The organism is Actinomycetota bacterium (genome assembly GCA_041658625.1).
In the GTDB taxonomy this organism is placed as follows: domain Bacteria; phylum Actinomycetota; class JAHEXW01; order JAHEXW01; family JAHEXW01; genus JBAZZW01.
In genome coordinates, this window is sequence record JBAZZW010000002.1 from 306,188 (window position 1) to 324,005 (window position 17,818).

The window sequence follows — 17,818 nt, forward strand, 5'->3', positions numbered from 1 at the left end:
CAAGGCCAGGAGGTGACGCGAGTGAAGAATTCTACTACCAGGGCAAAAAATGCCAAGGAGAAGGAGAGGATCTTCTTTCGCAACCTAAAGAAAGCCTTCGAGACGAAGTCGAAGAAGGCTACCTGCCGTAACTGAGAGAACTGAAAGAGTTCTTAGGCCGCGGTCGGCGGTCTCGGCACAAAAAGAAACTATGGCGCAGCCCTACGGGTACTTTATCCAGTGGCATCTGACCGACAGGTGCAATCTGGCCTGCCGGCATTGTTATCAGAAAGGCGTTAGCCATTCTGAGCTGACGGCTGACCGGATTGCTTTTTTAATTTGTGAAATACGGGAAATGCTTGACGGTTGGGCGGAAGAATACGAACTGGATATCTCAAGTTCACTCCAATTCACCGGCGGCGAGCCCCTGCTAAGAAATGACCTTTTCAACATCCTGGACGTTTCCCGCGAAATGCGATTTACAACGTTTCTGATGACCAACGGCACCCTGATAGATAAATCCGCGGCCGAGAAAATCAGGGCAGCGGACGTTTGCGCGGTCCAGGTATCGCTGGAAGGATTGCCGGAAACGCACGACTCAATCCGTGGTCCTGGCAGTTTCCGCCAAGCCGCCGACGGTATCAAGAACCTCAGAGCAGCCGGTGTGGACGTTACGGCGAGCGTTACCTTGACAAACCTCAACGCCGGCGATATAGCGGCGGTCGCCGAGCAAGCCGCGGATTTGGGCGCTTCGAGAATCGGATTTGCCCGGCTCGTTCCGGAGGGGAGGGGCGGCGCCTTAGCCGAGGCGATGTTGTCCCCGGCCGAACTGAAAGAAGCTTTCCTGACGATTAAGAATCTAAAAGTGCCGGGTCTAACCGCAATGACGAGGGACCCCGTAAACTGTCTGATAGACATCGACGGCGAAGCGGCCTCGTGCGGGGGGATAGCGGTCGGAGGATGCGCGGCGGGCTTAACCGGTGTTACCATAATGCCGGACGGTACGGTCATGCCCTGCCGCCGGATGAATATGGGCATAGGCAATATCACCGAGACACCCTTAAGGGACATCTGGGCGGACTCCCACGTTCTCAATAATCTTAGGGACAAGGCTCTGTATCACGACAGATGCGGCGAGTGCACTAAATGGGATGTGTGCCGCGGCTGCCGGGCGGTCGCGTTGGCGGTCAGCAAGGCTGATGGCGTCCCGGATTACCTGGCGGACGACCCCCAATGCTTCAAGGAATGAATGATACAATTAGAAAGTTATGATCGCCTAAGTTTGAACAGTAGACTAGATGTCTAGGGAGCTGACAATGGCAGACGAAGAAGCGAAAATCCGCATCTACCCGTTATCAAGAGCGGCCTTTCCCGGCTCGGAAAGCAAATTCGAGGTCGAAGTGGAAGGCGCGGAAGCAACCACGATCGAGGTAAGACCGTGCGACGAAGCGGCCGGGTACGAGGTGGCGATCGACCGGAAAGGCGGCGGTTCGTCTTTTATTACAATCAAGGCGCCGCCGGTGGCGGACAACGCCTGTATGGATTTTTTTGTCGAGGCCAAAGACGCGACCGGTAAGGTTGTCGCGACCGAACACGCGGAAGTTGTCATTGGACAGAAAAGCATACCGCCGACGTTCGCGATGACGACGATTATCGGCGTCGGACTCATAGCGGTCGGATTGGTATTCAGCTCATCAGTCGCCAGAGACATCTTGATCGTCCTGGGCCTGGGCGTTGTTTTGGCGGCCATCCTGGCCAGCCTCTTCGGTATATACGGCAAGAACATCGGCTACCCCTGGCACTTTACCAGAGAAAAATGAGAAGAACGATATTGGCCGTGTTTGCGCTGTTGGCGATAGCAACGGCCGGCTGCGGCACGGCTCAGACGGTAGTAGACAATAAAGAAGCTTCGGACGTTTTGCAGATAGCCGTGACCACCGCGGTCGCCTATGGCGTAACGCATAACGGCTCATATAGCGGCATGGATGCGGCCGGCTTGGCGATGATAAACGGACAACTGAAGTGGACGGACGCCGAGCCGGAGCCCGGCCAGGTTCAGATCGCTTCGGCCGACGACGACAACTATGCCATCATCTATAAGAACCCAAGGGGCACCGTCTACACCGCTACCCGGCTAAACGGCGAAGTGACATTCGCGGACTCCAAGGGCACCAAGCTGTGATCAAGGGGTACTATGGGGGCGCTTGACGGTAAGGTCGTCGTTGTTACGGGGTCGACGCGCGGCATCGGCCGGGCTATCGCCGAAGCGTGCGCAGCGGCCGGCGCGGCGGTTGTCGTATCTTCCAGGACGAGTCTCGCGGTAGAAGAGACCGTCGCGGCGTTTGCGGCCAGGGATTGGCGCGTCGCCGGGGTTACTTGCGACGTCAGAAAGGCTGAGGACGTCGAGCGCCTTCTAAACGAGTCAATCGACATATTCGGCGGCCTGGACGTCTGGGTCAACAACGCCGGTATCCCGCAAGGGATGATTCCGTTGGACGAGATGACTGAGGACGAGGCTAACGAGATCATAGAGGTAAATGTGATCGGGACGCTCAACGGTTGCCGCGCGGTCTTGCCTTACCTGAAAAAAAATGGCGGCGTTTTGATCAACATTACCGGCAAGGGCGGAGACGGCAAGGCCAGCGCTTACATGTCCGTTTACGCCGCTTCCAAAGCCGCGATAAGCGGCTTAACCAAGAGCCTGGCCGCAGAGAACAAAGACTACCCGGTCTCCATTCACCTTCTAAGTCCCGGCATGGTGCCGACAGATTTCTATAAAGACCTGCGCGTCGGGAAGAATCTGGAATCAAAAGCGGCCGGCGTGCCCTACGTTCTGGAAGCGATCGGAGTACCGCTGGAGGAAGCCGGCCGGCTGGCCGCGCGGATCGCCGCGCAGAAGCCGGGTGAAAAAACCGGTCTGACTTATAACGCTTTCAGCGGGGGAAGAAAGGCGCGGGGATTGTTACGGCTGATTAAGATGCGACTGTCCGGAAAAATACAGGCATGAGGATCGCCGTTGTTCACGGCTACTTTCTGGGCGATTCGGGCAGCGCGGTTTATGTCAGGGAGCTAAGCCGTCAATTCGCGCGGGACGGACACGAGGTAACACTCGTCTGTCAGGAGCGGGCGCCGGAAACCTACGATTTTATCGACACATTCTTCAAACTGCGGCCAGGCAACCTGGAAATGGATGAGATCTTCTCGCGCTCCCGGCCTTATTCAGGCGCATGCCGTTTGGTCAGGCCGGACATAAGAGATAATCTGCTGACGTACGTCGCTTCATCGGACACAAGATTTAGGAACACAACGTTTCAAGAGGCTTCGGTGACGCTGATTAATGAATATCTAGAGGACAACATCACCGCGCTTAAGACTGTTTGGCAGACCTGGCCGCAAGATTTTGTTCAAGCCAACCATGCCATTATGCAGCCTTACGAAACCGCAGCCTCACTGAACGGGTCGGCGCCGTTTTGCGCGACCATCCACGGGAGCGCTTTGAATTTCTCGGTCAAAACGGACTTGAGGCTGGTGCCTTATTTTACGGAAGGCGTCAAGAAGGCGGCCGCGGTGGTCGCCCTGAGCGAGGACAGCGCCCGCGACGTAATTTCGTACGCGGCGGGTTTGGACCTGGATATAAGCGGGAAGACTGAGGTTATATCGCCGGGGGTCGATACGGACCGATTTAATCCGGATGCCGGGACTGCGCCGGCGGAGGATCGGATCATGATGGTCGGAAGGCTCTTGTGGACCAAGGGGACTCACTACGCCGTGGCTGCTGTCCCCTTGATCAGCCAGTCAGGCCGCGATGTAAAACTTACCCTGGCAGGCGACGGCCCGATGCGGAAACCGCTTGAGGAGTTTGTCGGCTTGCTGAATGAAGGCCGCCTCGCTGACGCCAGGCAATTAATTAAAGAGGAACCTGAGCTTAAGGCTTCCGCCGAGCATGGCCCTGTTATTCCGGATTTCGGTTGGGAGGAAGAGGAGTTATACGCCAAAGCGGCCGCGGGCAATATGAAGAATAGGATCCGGTTTGCCGGGCATCTGACTCACGAGCAACTGGCGCCCCTTATGGCGGGTTCGGATATCTCCATGATGCCAAGCGTGTTTCCGGAAGCCTACGGATTGGCGGCGGTCGAAGGATTAAGCGCCGGCGCGGTCCCGGTAGCCAGCTATCATTCGGGTTTGAAAGCTCCTCTTGACGTGGTGGACGCCGAATTAAAAGACCCGGTCTTAAAATCGCTTATTCCGGGCATTCCTCTGACCAGAGCATTGGCCGACTGCGTAGTACACGTTCTGGATCGCTATCCAACAAAAGACACCGTTTTCCGAAAAAAACTGCACGCGTTGGCTGAGAAGCGGTTTTCGTGGGCGAAAACATCTGAAACGTATATAATGCTGTTCAAGGAGTGATGCTTCATGATGATAATTATGCGGGAGGGCGCGACCGACCGCGAAATAGAACACCTTATTGAAAAGGTTAAAGAGCAAGGCGTCGATGTACACGTCAGCAAGGGCGCGTTCGCCACGGTAATCGGTTTGGTCGGCGACACGGCCAGGGCCAGGGAACTGCCGCTGGCAACCTTCCCCGGCGTTGAGCGGGTCGTGCCGATTCTTAAACCGTTCAAGCTTGTAAACAGGGAATTCCATCAGGCAGATACGATCGTAGATGTCGGGGGCGTTAAGGTTGGGGGCACTAATTTTGTCGTCATCGCCGGACCATGTTCGGTGGAGGGGCGCGACGAATACCTAAACATCGCCCGCTTCGTAAAACAAACGGGCGCCCAGATGTTGCGCGGGGGCGCCTTTAAACCAAGAAGCTCTCCCTATGCTTTCCAGGGCTTGGGTGAAGAAGGATTAAAGATATTGGCGGAAGCCAGGGAGGAAACGGGTCTGCCGGTCGTTACGGAGGTCATGGACGCGCGCGACGTGGACGTAGTCGTCAAATACGCAGATGTTCTGCAGATCGGCGCCAGGAACATGCAGAATTTTACCCTCTTGAAGGCTGTCGGCCAGGCCACCAAGCCGGTTATGATCAAGCGGGGCTTGTCAGCAACCATTGAGGAGTTTCTAATGGCGGCGGAATATGTCGTCAGCGGCGGCAACAAGAACGTCATTTTGTGCGAGCGCGGCATCCGGACTTTTGAGACGTACACGCGCAATACACTTGACCTTAGCTGCGTACCGCTGGTTAAGAAACTATCGCATTTGCCGATCATCGTCGATCCGTCGCATGGCGCGGGCCGGTGGGATATCGTCGAACCGCTTAGCGTCGCCTCGGTGGCCGTTGGAGCGCACGGACTTATGATCGAGGTTCACCCGAATCCGGAAGAGGCTTTCAGTGATGGTTACGAGTCGCTGAAGTTCGACAATTTCGAGAACCTGATGAAAAATGTTAAGCAAGCGGCCCGGGTCTTCGGCAAAGGCATGTAGCCATGCCAAAAATCCGCTCCGCCGCTATTGTCGGGACCGGATTGATCGGAGGCTCACTGGGACTGGCGCTTAAGAACACTCGTGCCGTGTCTTTTGTGTCGGGCTGTGCCGGCCATCCGACGACGGCCATAGAAGCCGTCCGCATGGGAGCCATCGACCGGGCTTTCAACACAACCGAGGAGACCGTCAAAGACGCTGATATCGTCTTTCTGGCGACCCCGGTTAAAGCTGTGCAAAAGGAAGCCGAAAAAGCCCTGAGCGCTATGAAACCGGGCGCGATTCTCACAGATACGGCCAGCGTGAAAGCCGGTATCGTCGCGGCCCTGGACAAAGCAGCCGCGAAAGCCCGCGTCAGATTCATCGGAGGGCATCCGATGGCGGGGAGCGAGCTTTCTGGTATAGGGGCGGCCAACAAAGACCTTTTCAGGAACGCCGCCTATATATTGACGCCGACCGAACAGACCGATCCGGACGCCTTACAGGAAACACATAATCTTCTGCAGACTTTAGGCGCACGCGTGTTCACGCTTAATCCGGATGTTCACGACCGGGTGGTCGCGGCTATCAGCCATCTGCCTCACGTTTTATCAGCGACTTTAGTCAATGTGGCCAGCGCGGAGCAGAGCGAGTTCGCTAATATATTCAAGCTGGCCGCGGGCGGATTTTACGACATGACGCGGATTGCCGGGTCGTCTCCCGATTTGTGGGTGGAAATAGTCATGGAGAACCGGAGCGCCATAAAGGAACTTATATATCAATATCAAGCAGAGCTTGAGACAATCGCCGAGTTGCTGTTAGCGGACGACGAAGAGGGTCTGCGTTTGAAACTAGAAAACGCCCGCCGGACGCGTCAGGATCTGCCGCGCCTGAAGCCGGAAGAACTTCCGCTTGTATTTGAGCTGACGGTAGCCGTACCCAACCATCCGAAGGTGCTTAGCGACATTACGATGAGCGTGGCGAATCTTGGGGTTAATATCGAGGATATCCAGATAGTTCATTCGACCGAGGCTGATAGCGGGATTCTGAAACTGGCCATCCTTGGAGAAACGGAATCTAAACGGGTCGCCGAAATTCTGGAAGCCAAAGGTTATCAGGTCAGCGTGGAAAGGCGGCTTAAATGACGCTAACGGTCCAGGCGGCTGACGGTCTAAAAGGCGAGCTTAACCTGCCGGGCGATAAATCAATATCTCACCGCGCGGTTATTCTGGGCGCGGTCGCCGACGGAGACACGACGGTTAAAAATTTCCTGAACACAGGAGACTGCTTAAGCACGGTCCGATGCCTGACCGATTTGGGCGTGGCGGTCGACGGAGTCGGCGGACAGGTTGTTACCATACGCGGCCGGGGACTTACGTCGTTAAGTGAGCCGCGGGACGTGCTGGACGCCGGCAACTCAGCGACGACCGCGCGCCTGCTAACCGGGCTGCTGTCCGGGCAAGACTTTTTTTCCTGCCTAAGCGGTGACGACAGCTTAAGGGAACGGCCGATGGGCCGGGTGACGGAGCCTCTAGGCGCCATGGGAGCGCATATCTCAGGACGGGAAGGCGGACAAAAGTTGCCGCTGGCCATCAAGGGCGGGCCGCTTGAGGCGATAGAATATAAAACGCCCGTAGCCAGCGCCCAGATAAAATCCGCCCTTCTGTTAGCTGGATTATACGCGGACGGCGTAACGACCGTGATCGAGCCGCACCCGTCTCGCGACCATACGGAGCGGCTTATGGAGGTCATGGGCGCGGCCGTAAAAACCGGCGAGAATACCGTCAGCATAACCGGCGGCAGAGCCTTAAAAGGTGTAACCGTAGAGGTGCCGGCAGACATGAGTTCGGCCGCCTTCTTTATAGTCGCCGCGTTAATAACCCGCAATTCCTCGTTTAAGCTAAAACAAGTCGGCACCAACACAACAAGAATCGGGCTGTTGGACACGCTTAAAAACATGGGGGCGGTCATAACCTATGACGCGATGTCCATGAAACAGCGCGAGCCGAGAGCCGACATAATAATTGAATCCTCACAATTGATCGGAACCAGGGTAGGGCCAGAGCTTGTGCCCAGGCTGATTGACGAATTGCCCGTCCTGGCGGTCGCGGCCACGCAAGCCGAGGGAGAAACCGTTATAAAGGGAGCCGCGGAGCTGCGAGTAAAGGAAACCGATCGTATCAGCGCGATTGTTGAAAATCTAAAGAAAATGGGCGCCGATATCGTTGCCACCAAAGACGGGATGGTTATCAAGGGGCCCGTCAAACTCAAGGGCGCGGTGGTAGACTCGTACGGCGACCACCGCATCGCGATGGCTATGGCTGTAGCCGGACTTGTTGCCGCCGGAAAGACGGTAATCGAAGACGACGCATGCATTGACATATCTTTCCCCGGCTTCGAGAAGGTGTTGAATAGTGTCCTTAGCTGATTGCGGAGGGCTGGAAAAGACGGTCGTAGCCATTGACGGACCGGCCGGATCCGGCAAGAGCACGGTCGCCAGACAGTCCGCGCGGGCGCTAGGATTCGACTATGTCGACACGGGCGCGATGTATCGGGCTATAACCCTGTCCGCTCTCAGGCAAGGTATCGATCCGGGCGACGCCTCAGCCCTAGCCAAAATCGCGAAGGAATCAATCGTCGCGTTCAAACAAACCGCGGATGGTTCGTTAAGAGTCACGTTGAACGACAAGGATATTACCGACGGTATCAGAATGCCGGACGTAACGGCTAATGTGTCAGCCGTCTCGGCGCATGCCGGCGTTAGGGAAGCCCTGGTGGACCGTCAGCGGGAGATGGCCGCCATGGCTTTAAGAGGCGTCGTCATCGAAGGACGGGACGTCGGGACGGTCGTTTTCCCGCAGGCGATGCTAAAAATATATCTGCACGCGTCTATCGAGGAGAGGGCGCGCCGGCGGCAAAAGGACCTGGCGCAAGCAGGCGTCTCAGTTGACGATGGTGAACTCGTCAAGCTCTTAAAGACAAGGGACAGGCTGGATTCGTCGAGAGACCTTTCGCCTCTAGCCAAAGCTGGAGACGCGATGGTAGTGGATACCACGAAAATGACGATTGCTGAAGCCGTGGGGCTGATAACCCGGCTGACCCAAGAGAAAAGGGGAGCCGTCTAGAGTGTTTTTCTGGATTTTTAGATCCATAGTCGTGCCGCTGACGCGTTTGTTTTTCCGGACGTCGGTAAGGGGGTCCGAAAACGTCCCTTTGACGGGTCCGGTCATGCTAGTCGCCAACCACCAAAGCAACCTGGACCCGGTATTTCTGGCGACCGGCAATCCGAGGCGGCTTTTCGCTATGGGCAAAGCGGAACTTTTTGTCAACCCTGTCTCGAGATTGTTTTATATGGGCCTCGGGGCGAGGCCGATCAAGCGGGGCGAGCCGGATCGGACAGGGCTGAAGACGATCCTGGATCTTTTCTATACCGGGAACGTGGTTATCTTGTTCCCTGAAGGCGGCCGCAATCACGAGCCTGGCCTCGGTCCTTTAGAACCCGGGGTAATTTTTATCGGCGATCTAACCGGTGTGCCGATTCTGCCGGCCGGCATATCGGGCAGCGGGAAGATCTGGCCGAAAGGTAATAAAGTGCCCAGGCTGCCAAAGGTACGGGTTATGTTCGGCCGGCCTTTCTACCTAAAAGACGCCGTCCCGCCGGCTTCGTCTCAGGCGGAGAAGAAAAAAAGAAACGAGACCGCCCTGAAATTCATCGGCGACCAGATCAAGGCGCTTACGCCGGACGCTTTCTGATATTGACAGGGTAAGGCTCTCTTGTTAGGATAATTCAAGACCTTTAAGTCCGGTCCCGCGAGGCCGGCAAGGAGAAACGAAACTCATACGGAAACAACGGTATGCCTTCTTGCGCTCGCCTGGGCCAGGGAGGCTTTTTTAATGCCGCTAGGGGGTGGCCGATGGGTTTCAAAGTAAGGGCGAAGATTCTGGCCGCGGACGATATGGACCGCGCGCTTACCAGGATCGCCCACGAGATCATTGAAAAGAACAAAGGCGCCAAGAATCTGGGAATAGTCGGACTGCGCACGCGGGGCATCCATATCGCCAAGAGGCTGCACGATAAAATCGCCGGAATCGAGTCTCTGGAAACGCCGATAGGCGCCCTTGACATAACATTTTACCGGGACGACATCGGCCAACGAATAAAGCCGGAAGCTTTTCAAACGGACATCCCGTTTGACGTTAACGACAAGCGAATCGTACTGGTAGACGATGTTCTTTACACTGGCCGAACGGTCAGGGCGGCGATGGACGCGATTATGGATTTTGGCCGGCCGGCGGTCATCCAGCTAGCCGTGATGATCGACCGGGGCCATCGGGAGATGCCTATACGAGCCGACTTCGTCGGCAAGAATATCCCGACGGCCGGCAAGGAAGAAGTCCGCGTGCGCCTAGTTGAATCCGACGGCGCCGATGAGGTCGTGGTGGGTGAGCCCGATGCTGACTAGTACCAAGGATCTGCTTGGTATCAGGGAGCTTTCAAAAGACGACGTGGAACTTATTTTGGATACCGCCGCGTCGCTAAAGGAAGTCTCTGGACGGGAGATAAAGAAGGTGCCGGCTCTGCGCGGACGGACGGTTGTCAATCTGTTTCTTGAGCCCAGTACGAGGACGCGGACAAGCTTTGAGCTTGCCGCCAAACGGTTGAGCGCGGACGTAATCAATTTCAGCGCCAAAACATCCAGCATTGTGAAAGGCGAGAGCCTAAAGGATACGGCTGAAACGCTGGAAGCGATGAACGCCGACCTGGTTGTCATCCGGCATTCGGCTGCGGGAGCGGCCCACTTTCTAACGCGCGTCAGCCGGTTAGGCGTCATTAATGCGGGTGACGGAGCGCACGAACATCCGACGCAAGCGTTGCTAGACCTATATACGATAAGGGAAACCCTAGGCCGGATCGAAGGCCTCAAAATTACGATTGTCGGCGACATCGCGCATAGCCGCGTGGCCCGATCGAATATTCTGGGTTTTACGAAAATGGGCGCCGAGGTGACCGTCGTCGGCCCGCCGACACTTATACCGGCCGAGATCGAAGGCCTGGGGTGCCGGGTTAGCTACGATTTGGATCCGGTTCTGCCGGATACGGATGTTATTTACCTGCTTAGGTTGCAGAGAGAGCGAATGGCCGAAAGCCTTCTGCCCAGTTTGCGCGAATACGCGGGACGATACGGGCTGTCGGACAGGAGGTTGGGGCTGTCTAAGAAAGACGTCGTCATAATGCACCCGGGACCCATGAACCGGGGCATTGAAATCATCAGCGACATCGCGGACCTGCCGCAGGCTGTTATAACCGAACAGGTTGCCAACGGCGTAGCCGTTCGAATGGCCGTGCTTTTTCTGATGCTGGGAGGCGCCGCGAATGTCTAACTTGCTGATAAAAAACGGCCGGGTTGTCGACCCGTCGCAGAAACTTGATAAAAAGGCGGACATTTTGATAAAGGACGGGCTGGTCGCGGAGATCGGCGCGAACCTGACCGCCGGCGCCAGGGACAAAATCTATGACGCGAAGGACAAGGTGGTCACGCCGGGTCTGATCGACATGCACGCGCATCTGCGGGAACCCGGCCGGGAAGATGAGGAAACGGTCGCGACCGGAACACGGGCCGCGGCGGCGGGGGGATTCACCAGCGTTAATTGTATGCCGAACACCGAGCCCGTTGTGGATAACGCGTCTGTCGTCCGAATGCTTAGGGATCGGGCGGAAGATACCGGTCTGGTAAATGTTTTTGTTACCGGCGCGATCACCAAGGGTTTGGAAGGCCGGGAAATCTCGGATATGGGCGACATGGTCAAATTCGGGGCGGTCGCGTTCAGCGACGACGGCCATTGCGTGATGGACGCCGAAGTCATGAGGCGTGCCATGGAATACGTCAAGATGCTGGGGGTGCCCCTGATCGTCCACGCAGAAGACATGAATCTGTCGCGCGGCGGCCAGATGCATGAAGGTTACTATTCGACTCTGCTCGGGTTATCTCCGATACCGCCGCAGGCCGAGGAGGTAATTGTGGCACGCGATATCAGGCTGGCCGCGCTGACCGGCAGCCGCGTACACTTGACGCACATATCTACCAAGGGCAGCGTGGAGATGGTTAAGATCGCCAAGCTGCACCACATCCCGGTTACCTGCGACGTTACACCGCACCACCTTACCCTAACCGACAAGTCGGTCATCGGCTATGACACCAATTTCAAGATCAATCCGCCGCTGCGGAGCGAAGCCGACGTCAAAGCCTGCGTTAAGGGCTTAGCCGAAGGGACAGTCGACGCAATCGCGACCGACCATGCGCCCCATGCCGTTCAAGAGAAGGAGTGCGAGTGGGAATACGCCGCCAACGGCGCGATCGGGCTGGAAACCACCCTCGCCGTTCTGCTGACAAAACTAGTCGATACGGAGAAGTTATCGCTTAAAGATCTAGTCGCTAAGTTGAGCTGCAATCCGGCCGTGATCCTGGGATTGGACAAAACCGGCCGGGGGACCTTGAAGCCGGGCGCCGCCGCCGACATTACAATTATCGACACCAGGAAAGTATGGACGTTAGACTCCATGAAGCTCAAGTCGAAGTCGAGGAATACAACCTACAACGGCTGGGAGCTTAAAGGGCGGGCTGAAGACGTTATAGTGGGAGGCAAGATTGTTAAAATCTAAAGCGGCCGTCCTGTTACTGGAAGACGGCAAGCTTTTTGCGGGCGAAGCCCTCGGCACTGCCGGCGAGTCGTTCGGAGAAATCGTTTTTAACACCAGCATGACTGGTTACCAGGAGATTTTAACCGATCCGTCATACGCCGGCCAGTTGGTAGCCATGACTTATCCTCATATCGGAAACTACGGCATAAACGAAGAAGACATGGAATCGCGCCATCCGTTTCTGGCTGGATTTATCGTCAGAGAACAAGCCAGGATGTACAGTAACTGGCGCGGCCGCCGGACGCTTGGCGAGTACCTAAAAGACAGCGGCCTGACCGGCATCCAGGGCATCGACACCCGGGCTTTGACCAAACACATCCGTACGGCCGGCGCCATGAAAGCGGTGGTTTCCGCGGAGGATACCGACCTGGAGTCCCTAAAAGGGCGGCTGGACGCTTTTCCTTCGATCGTCGGGTTGGATCTGGTCAAAGGCGTAACCATAAAAGAACCTTATGTGTGGCCGGGAAGCGAGGGCGGCGATATTAACGTAACCGTACTCGATTACGGCGCCAAAACAAATATTATGTGTGAGTTGGCCAGCCGGGGAGCGAAAGCAACTGTCGTGCCCGCCGCGACTACGGCTGACGAGATAATGAAGGGCAAGCCGCACGGTGTAATGCTGACTAACGGGCCGGGCGACCCGGCCGCCGTGACTTACGCGATAGAGACGGTTCGAGGGCTGCTGGGGCGCGTCCCGTTGTTCGGCATATGCCTGGGCCATCAGTTGTTAGGTCTGGCCCTGGGCGGATCGACCTTTAAACTTAAATTCGGCCACCGCGGCGCCAACCACCCCGTTATGGATCTGAGGACGCGCCAAGTCGAGATAACCACTCAGAATCACGGGTTCGCGGTCGATGCTGATTCGTTTCCGGGTAAGAGCGCTTACGGCGAGACTGGAGTAGAAATCACCCACGTTAATCTGAACGACCAAACTGTGGAGGGCATTCGCTGCACGGATATCCCGGCGTTCTCGGTTCAGTATCACCCGGAGGCGTCGCCCGGACCGTGCGACAGCAAGTATTTGTTCGACGAATTCTTTGAACTTATGACGTGATGGAAGCGGGGGAGACCTAAGTGCCAAAGAGGACGGACATCAAGAAAATATTGATTATCGGGAGTGGGCCGATCGTTATCGGACAGGCCTGCGAGTTCGACTATTCAGGTACCCAGGCCTGCAAGGTGTTGAGGCGTGAGGGTTACGAGGTCGTTTTAGTGAACTCCAATCCGGCGACGATCATGACCGATCCTGAGTTTGCCGACAAGACCTATATCGAACCCATCACACCGGAATTTGTGCGTAAAGTGATCGAGAAGGAGCGTCCGGACGCCATGCTGCCGACGTTGGGCGGACAGACCGGTTTGAATACGGCGGTCGCCCTGGCCGAATCGGGCGATCTGGACAGACTGGGCGTCGAGCTGATCGGGGCCAAGCTGGCCTCGATAAAAAAAGCGGAAGACCGGGACTTATTCGATCAAGCCATGCGCAGCATCGGCCTGGAGCTGCCGAGGGGCGGTTTCGCGTACTCGATCGAGGACGCCAGGATTATTGCCAAGGATATCGGCTATCCGGTCATAATCCGGCCGAGCTTTACCTTGGGAGGGGCCGGCGGCGGCGTCGCTCGCGACAACGACGAGTTTGAGAAAATCGCCCAAAACGGTTTACGCCTCTCCATGATAAGCGAGATATTAGTCGAGGAATCGGTCATCGGGTGGAAGGAATACGAGCTCGAGGTGATGCGCGACCTAAAGGATAACGTTGTCATCGTGTGCCCGATCGAGAACTTCGACGCCATGGGCGTTCACACCGGAGATTCCGTGACTGTCGCGCCGGCCCAGACGCTGACCGACAAGGAGTATCAGCGACTGCGCGACGCTTCGATCGACATAATCCGGGAAATCGGCGTGGAGACCGGCGGCAGCAACATCCAGTTTGCCGTCCATCCGGACAACGGCCGTTTGCTCGTGATTGAGATGAATCCCCGCGTGTCCAGGTCCTCGGCGTTGGCCTCCAAAGCGACCGGGTTCCCGATCGCTAAAATCGCGGCCCTTCTGGCCGTCGGCTATACGCTTGACGAGATTCCCAACGACATAACGCGTCAAACTCCGGCCTGTTTCGAGCCTACCATCGATTATGTGGTCGTCAAGATACCCCGCTGGGCGTTTGAAAAGTTTCCCGAAACGGACGCGACGCTGACAACGAAAATGAAATCGGTCGGCGAAGCCATGAGCATCGGCCGGACATTCAAAGAAGCCCTGCAGAAAGGGATCCGTTCTCTGGAGACAGGCCGCTTCGGTTTGGGCGCCGACGGTTTTGACGAGGTCGATGATGACGCGTTGACGGAAAAGCTGTCCGTGCCCAATCAAGACCGGCTATTTTATATCAAACGGGCGCTGGAAAAAGGGATGTCTCTAGAGGAGATAAACAAGCTGACCGGCGTCGATCCGTGGTTCTTAGACCAGATGATGGAGCTGACGGAGTTTGAGCAAGAATTTAAAGCGGGCCAAGCCAGTGAGGCCGGGCTCGCCAAAGCCAAAAAACTGGGCTATTCCGATGTTCAAATCGCCCACATGACAGGCTCTACAGAAACAGAAGTGCGAGCCGCCAGACTTAAACAAGGACTCAAACCGACATATAAACTCGTCGATACCTGCGCGGCGGAGTTCGAGGCATACACGCCTTATTACTACTCAACGTACGAGAGCGAAACGGAGATCAGGCCGAGCGATAAGAAGAAAGTCATGATTCTGGGCAGTGGTCCAAACCGGATCGGTCAAGGTATAGAGTTCGACTACTGTTGCGTCCACGCGGCCTTCGCGTTAAAGGAAGAAGGTTACGAGACGATTATGGTCAATTGCAATCCCGAAACGGTTTCGACAGATTACGACACGTCTGATAAATTGTTTTTTGAACCGCTTACGTTCGAGGATGTCATGAACATCGTTGAGGCTGAGAAACCTGCCGGAGCGGTCGTGCAGTTCGGCGGCCAGACGCCTTTGAAACTAGCCGGGCGGTTGGAAGCGGCCGGAGTTCCGATAATGGGTACCTCGCCCGATAGTATCGACTTAGCCGAGGACAGAAAAAGATTTGGCGCTCTCGTCAAGAAGCTCGGCGTCAACCAGCCGGCTAACGGAACGGCGACATCGTACGCCGAAGCCTTAAAGGTAGCGCGTAAGGTCGGTTATCCCTTGCTCGTCAGACCGTCGTACGTTTTGGGCGGCCGGGCGATGGAAATCGTCTACTCTGAAGATATGCTAGAGGGTTATATCAAGTCGGCGGTGAAGGCGTCACCGGAACACCCGGTGCTGATAGACAAGTTCCTTGAGGGCGCGATAGAGATCGACGTAGACGCGGTCTGCGACGGCCAAGACATTTTCATCGGCGCGGTCATGGAGCATATCGAGGAAGCGGGCATACATTCGGGCGACTCCGCCTGCGTAATCCCTCCGTATACGGTGACCGGAAAGATATTGCGAGAAATAGAGCGGTACACCCGGCAGCTGGCCATGGCGTTAAAGGTCGTCGGGTTGATAAACATTCAGTTCGCCGTAAAAGACGAGACCGTCTATGTGCTCGAGGTCAACCCGCGGGCCAGCCGGACCGTGCCTTTTGTCAGTAAAACGATCGGGGTGCCGCTCGCCAAGTTGGCGGCTAGGGTCATGGCCGGCCGGAAACTGAAAGACCTTCAGCCTGCCCCGGCTTCTTACGAAGAATATGTTTCAATAAAGGAAGCCGTCTTGCCTTTCGGCCGGTTCCCGGAAGCGGACACGGTGTTAGGGCCCGAGATGAAGTCGACCGGTGAGGTTATGGGAATAGACAAGACGTTCGGCAAGGCCTTCGCGAAAGCGGAAATGGCGGCCGGTCAGGGCTTGCCGGTTGAGGGCAACGTGTTTATAAGCGTCAACAACAGGGAGAAACGGAACATTATCGGGCTGGTAAAAAATCTGTCGGACATGGGGTTCAAACTATTCGCTACGGAAGGGACGGGACAAGCGCTAAGACGGTCCGGACTCGACGTGACCGAGCTAAAAAAGGTGCACGAAGGAAGCCCGAATGTTGTCGATATGATGAAGCGGGAAGAAGTCGACTTGATGATCAACACGCCGTGGGGCAAGGGTCCGAGAACTGACGGGTATTACATCCGCACGGCCGCCTCGTATTACGGCGTGCCTTTGATAACAACGCTGTCGGCGGCTCAGGCGGCTGTGCAGGGAATAGAAGCCTTGAAAAAAGAAGACATCACAGTTAGAGCTATTCAAGATTATCACAAGAAGTAGAGAGCATAGGGAGAAGGTTTTATATGAGAGGTTGCTTCGTCGGGTGAAAATGACACCATCCTCGCCTGCCTACCGCAGGCAGGCAATGACAGAATCACACGATTATTGTTTTAAATATTCTTCGAGTGAGCGGAGCGAGTCGAGAAGCAACAAGAGGAGTACAGGAACGAGTGATACAGGAACAAGTTGAGATTGTATCCAATAAGGTAGTGGGCGAGGGCTATTACCGGATGGCGTTGAGAAGCCGCCGGCTAGTTAAAGATGCGCGGCCCGGCCAGTTCGTCCACATCCGAGTCGGTTCCGGCTACGAGCCGTTGTTGCGCCGTCCGATATCAATCCATAGCCTTGACGACAAAGAGATATTTTCTATCCTCTACGAGGTTGTCGGATCCGGAACCGAAACGTTGGCGCGGAAAAAAGCCGGCAATATGATTGACGTCTTAGGGCCGGCCGGGAAAGGATTCGAATTCCTTGAGGGCAAGAAGCGGTTGATACTTGTAGGCGGCGGCATTGGCGTGGCGCCGCTCCTGTTCGCGGCCCAGGAAGGCTTGAGACGCCAAATGGAAATCATAATGTTGATAGGGGCCAGAAACCGCGACCGCTTGTTGTGCGTCGCCGATTTCAAAACTATCGGCTGTGCCGTGGAAAATAGCACGGAAGACGGCAGCGCGGGGAGGCAAGGATACGTGACCGACCTTCTGGAAGAGGCCATCGTCGGCCGGGGGCCGGGGCCGGCTTCTGTTTTTGCCTGCGGGCCGAAGCCGATGATGCGGCGGGCGGCCGTTACCGCGGGCCTCTACGAAGTTCCTTGCCAGCTTTCGATGGAGGAATCAATGGCCTGCGGCATCGGGATGTGCCTGGGGTGCGCCGTAAAAACGACCGAGGGATTTAAGAGGGTTTGCGCCGACGGACCCGTGTTTGGGGCCGGGGAGATAGCATGGGGCGACTGAAGCTGGGCCGGATAGCCATAGATTACAAATATCTTTACATAGCTGCCGGATTGGCCGGAGCGGTCATACTGGGGCTGTTTGTCTGGTTTGTAAATCAGGAAAGACTGCCGGGATATAACACAGACCCCACGCTGAAACTTAGTTATGTCGAGCCGGGCGGCGAGACGTCGGAATATATAACCGGACTGATCACGATGCTGGAGATAAGCATAAAAGGTCCGAAAATGACGGTCAAGATGGACGTCAACCAGAGCGACAGGACGTTTTATGTGCCGTCAGACGCGCCGGTCTGGCTTGGCCTGACAATCGGCGCCAAAGACATAACCGGACGGGAGCGCATCGCTTTTACCGACTTAAAAAAGGGATGGCGGGTGGCGGCTTTTATCGGCCCGCAGAATAAGGCCAGAAGGCTCAACGTGTTGAAGAGAGTGAACAGTGAACAGTGAAAAGTGAAGTGACGGAAATGAAGACCGAAGTGATCTTCACTAGTATCACTAAAAGGATTCGC

17 protein-coding genes are annotated in these 17,818 nt (G+C 56.1%); all 17 read left to right on the forward strand.

The annotated features are described in order from the left end of the window. The first annotated feature begins 190 nt into the window (after positions 1-190). The 17 genes from WC891_06420 to WC891_06500 all read left to right on the forward strand — a co-directional run bounded on the left by WC891_06420 (position 191) and on the right by WC891_06500 (position 17,756). Entirely contained in the window at positions 191-1,228 is a 1,038-nt protein-coding gene (locus WC891_06420) for a radical SAM protein (GenBank protein ID MFA5867574.1), read from the forward strand. A gap of 67 nt (positions 1,229-1,295) precedes the next feature. Continuing rightward, positions 1,296-1,799 (forward strand): hypothetical protein, encoded by a 504-nt coding sequence (locus WC891_06425; GenBank protein ID MFA5867575.1) that lies wholly within the window; start codon positions 1,296-1,298, stop codon positions 1,797-1,799. Continuing rightward, complete coding sequence (locus WC891_06430) at positions 1,796-2,161, forward strand: hypothetical protein (protein MFA5867576.1); 366 nt, start codon at positions 1,796-1,798, stop codon at positions 2,159-2,161. The genes WC891_06425 and WC891_06430 overlap by 4 nt, the downstream gene beginning before the upstream one ends. A gap of 12 nt (positions 2,162-2,173) precedes the next feature. After that, entirely contained in the window at positions 2,174-2,986 is an 813-nt protein-coding gene (locus WC891_06435) for an SDR family oxidoreductase (protein MFA5867577.1), read from the forward strand. After that, a complete protein-coding gene (locus WC891_06440; protein MFA5867578.1) occupies positions 2,983-4,389 on the forward strand; it encodes a glycosyltransferase family 4 protein in 1,407 nt (468 codons plus the stop codon). Before WC891_06435 ends, WC891_06440 begins: the two co-directional genes overlap by 4 nt. Positions 4,390-4,395: 6 nt before the next feature. Further along, the gene (gene aroF, locus WC891_06445; GenBank protein ID MFA5867579.1) at positions 4,396-5,409 is read left to right on the forward strand and encodes a 3-deoxy-7-phosphoheptulonate synthase; all 1,014 of its coding nucleotides are present in this window, start codon (positions 4,396-4,398) and stop codon (positions 5,407-5,409) included. A gap of 2 nt (positions 5,410-5,411) precedes the next feature. Further along, positions 5,412-6,530 carry a prephenate dehydrogenase gene (locus WC891_06450; protein ID MFA5867580.1) on the forward strand — a complete coding sequence of 373 codons (1,119 nt, stop codon included), beginning with the start codon at positions 5,412-5,414 and terminating at the stop codon, positions 6,528-6,530. After that, a complete protein-coding gene (gene aroA / locus WC891_06455; GenBank protein ID MFA5867581.1) occupies positions 6,527-7,813 on the forward strand; it encodes a 3-phosphoshikimate 1-carboxyvinyltransferase in 1,287 nt (428 codons plus the stop codon). Before WC891_06450 ends, aroA begins: the two co-directional genes overlap by 4 nt. Next, on the forward strand, positions 7,800-8,510 hold the full coding sequence (gene cmk, locus WC891_06460; protein MFA5867582.1) for a (d)CMP kinase: 711 nt from the start codon (positions 7,800-7,802) through the stop codon (positions 8,508-8,510). Before aroA ends, cmk begins: the two co-directional genes overlap by 14 nt. A 1-nt stretch (position 8,511) precedes the next feature. Continuing rightward, positions 8,512-9,138, forward strand: a complete 627-nt coding sequence (locus WC891_06465) for a lysophospholipid acyltransferase family protein (GenBank protein MFA5867583.1) — start codon at positions 8,512-8,514, stop codon at positions 9,136-9,138. Between the two features lie 161 nt (positions 9,139-9,299). Beyond that, positions 9,300-9,848 carry a bifunctional pyr operon transcriptional regulator/uracil phosphoribosyltransferase PyrR gene (pyrR, locus tag WC891_06470; protein ID MFA5867584.1) on the forward strand — a complete coding sequence of 183 codons (549 nt, stop codon included), beginning with the start codon at positions 9,300-9,302 and terminating at the stop codon, positions 9,846-9,848. Beyond that, complete coding sequence (locus tag WC891_06475; protein MFA5867585.1) at positions 9,838-10,767, forward strand: aspartate carbamoyltransferase catalytic subunit; 930 nt, start codon at positions 9,838-9,840, stop codon at positions 10,765-10,767. The genes pyrR and WC891_06475 overlap by 11 nt, the downstream gene beginning before the upstream one ends. Continuing rightward, positions 10,760-12,046, forward strand: a complete 1,287-nt coding sequence (locus tag WC891_06480; GenBank protein MFA5867586.1) for a dihydroorotase — start codon at positions 10,760-10,762, stop codon at positions 12,044-12,046. The genes WC891_06475 and WC891_06480 overlap by 8 nt, the downstream gene beginning before the upstream one ends. After that, the gene (gene carA, locus WC891_06485; protein MFA5867587.1) at positions 12,033-13,139 is read left to right on the forward strand and encodes a glutamine-hydrolyzing carbamoyl-phosphate synthase small subunit; all 1,107 of its coding nucleotides are present in this window, start codon (positions 12,033-12,035) and stop codon (positions 13,137-13,139) included. The genes WC891_06480 and carA overlap by 14 nt, the downstream gene beginning before the upstream one ends. 20 nt (positions 13,140-13,159) lie before the next feature. Further along, complete coding sequence (carB, locus tag WC891_06490) at positions 13,160-16,360, forward strand: carbamoyl-phosphate synthase large subunit (GenBank protein ID MFA5867588.1); 3,201 nt, start codon at positions 13,160-13,162, stop codon at positions 16,358-16,360. 170 nt (positions 16,361-16,530) lie between these two features. Then, positions 16,531-17,310: a dihydroorotate dehydrogenase electron transfer subunit gene (locus tag WC891_06495; GenBank protein MFA5867589.1), complete on the forward strand. Its 780-nt coding sequence runs from the start codon at positions 16,531-16,533 to the stop codon at positions 17,308-17,310. After that, the gene (locus WC891_06500; GenBank protein ID MFA5867590.1) at positions 17,298-17,756 is read left to right on the forward strand and encodes a hypothetical protein; all 459 of its coding nucleotides are present in this window, start codon (positions 17,298-17,300) and stop codon (positions 17,754-17,756) included. The genes WC891_06495 and WC891_06500 overlap by 13 nt, the downstream gene beginning before the upstream one ends. Positions 17,757-17,818: the final 62 nt, after the last annotated feature.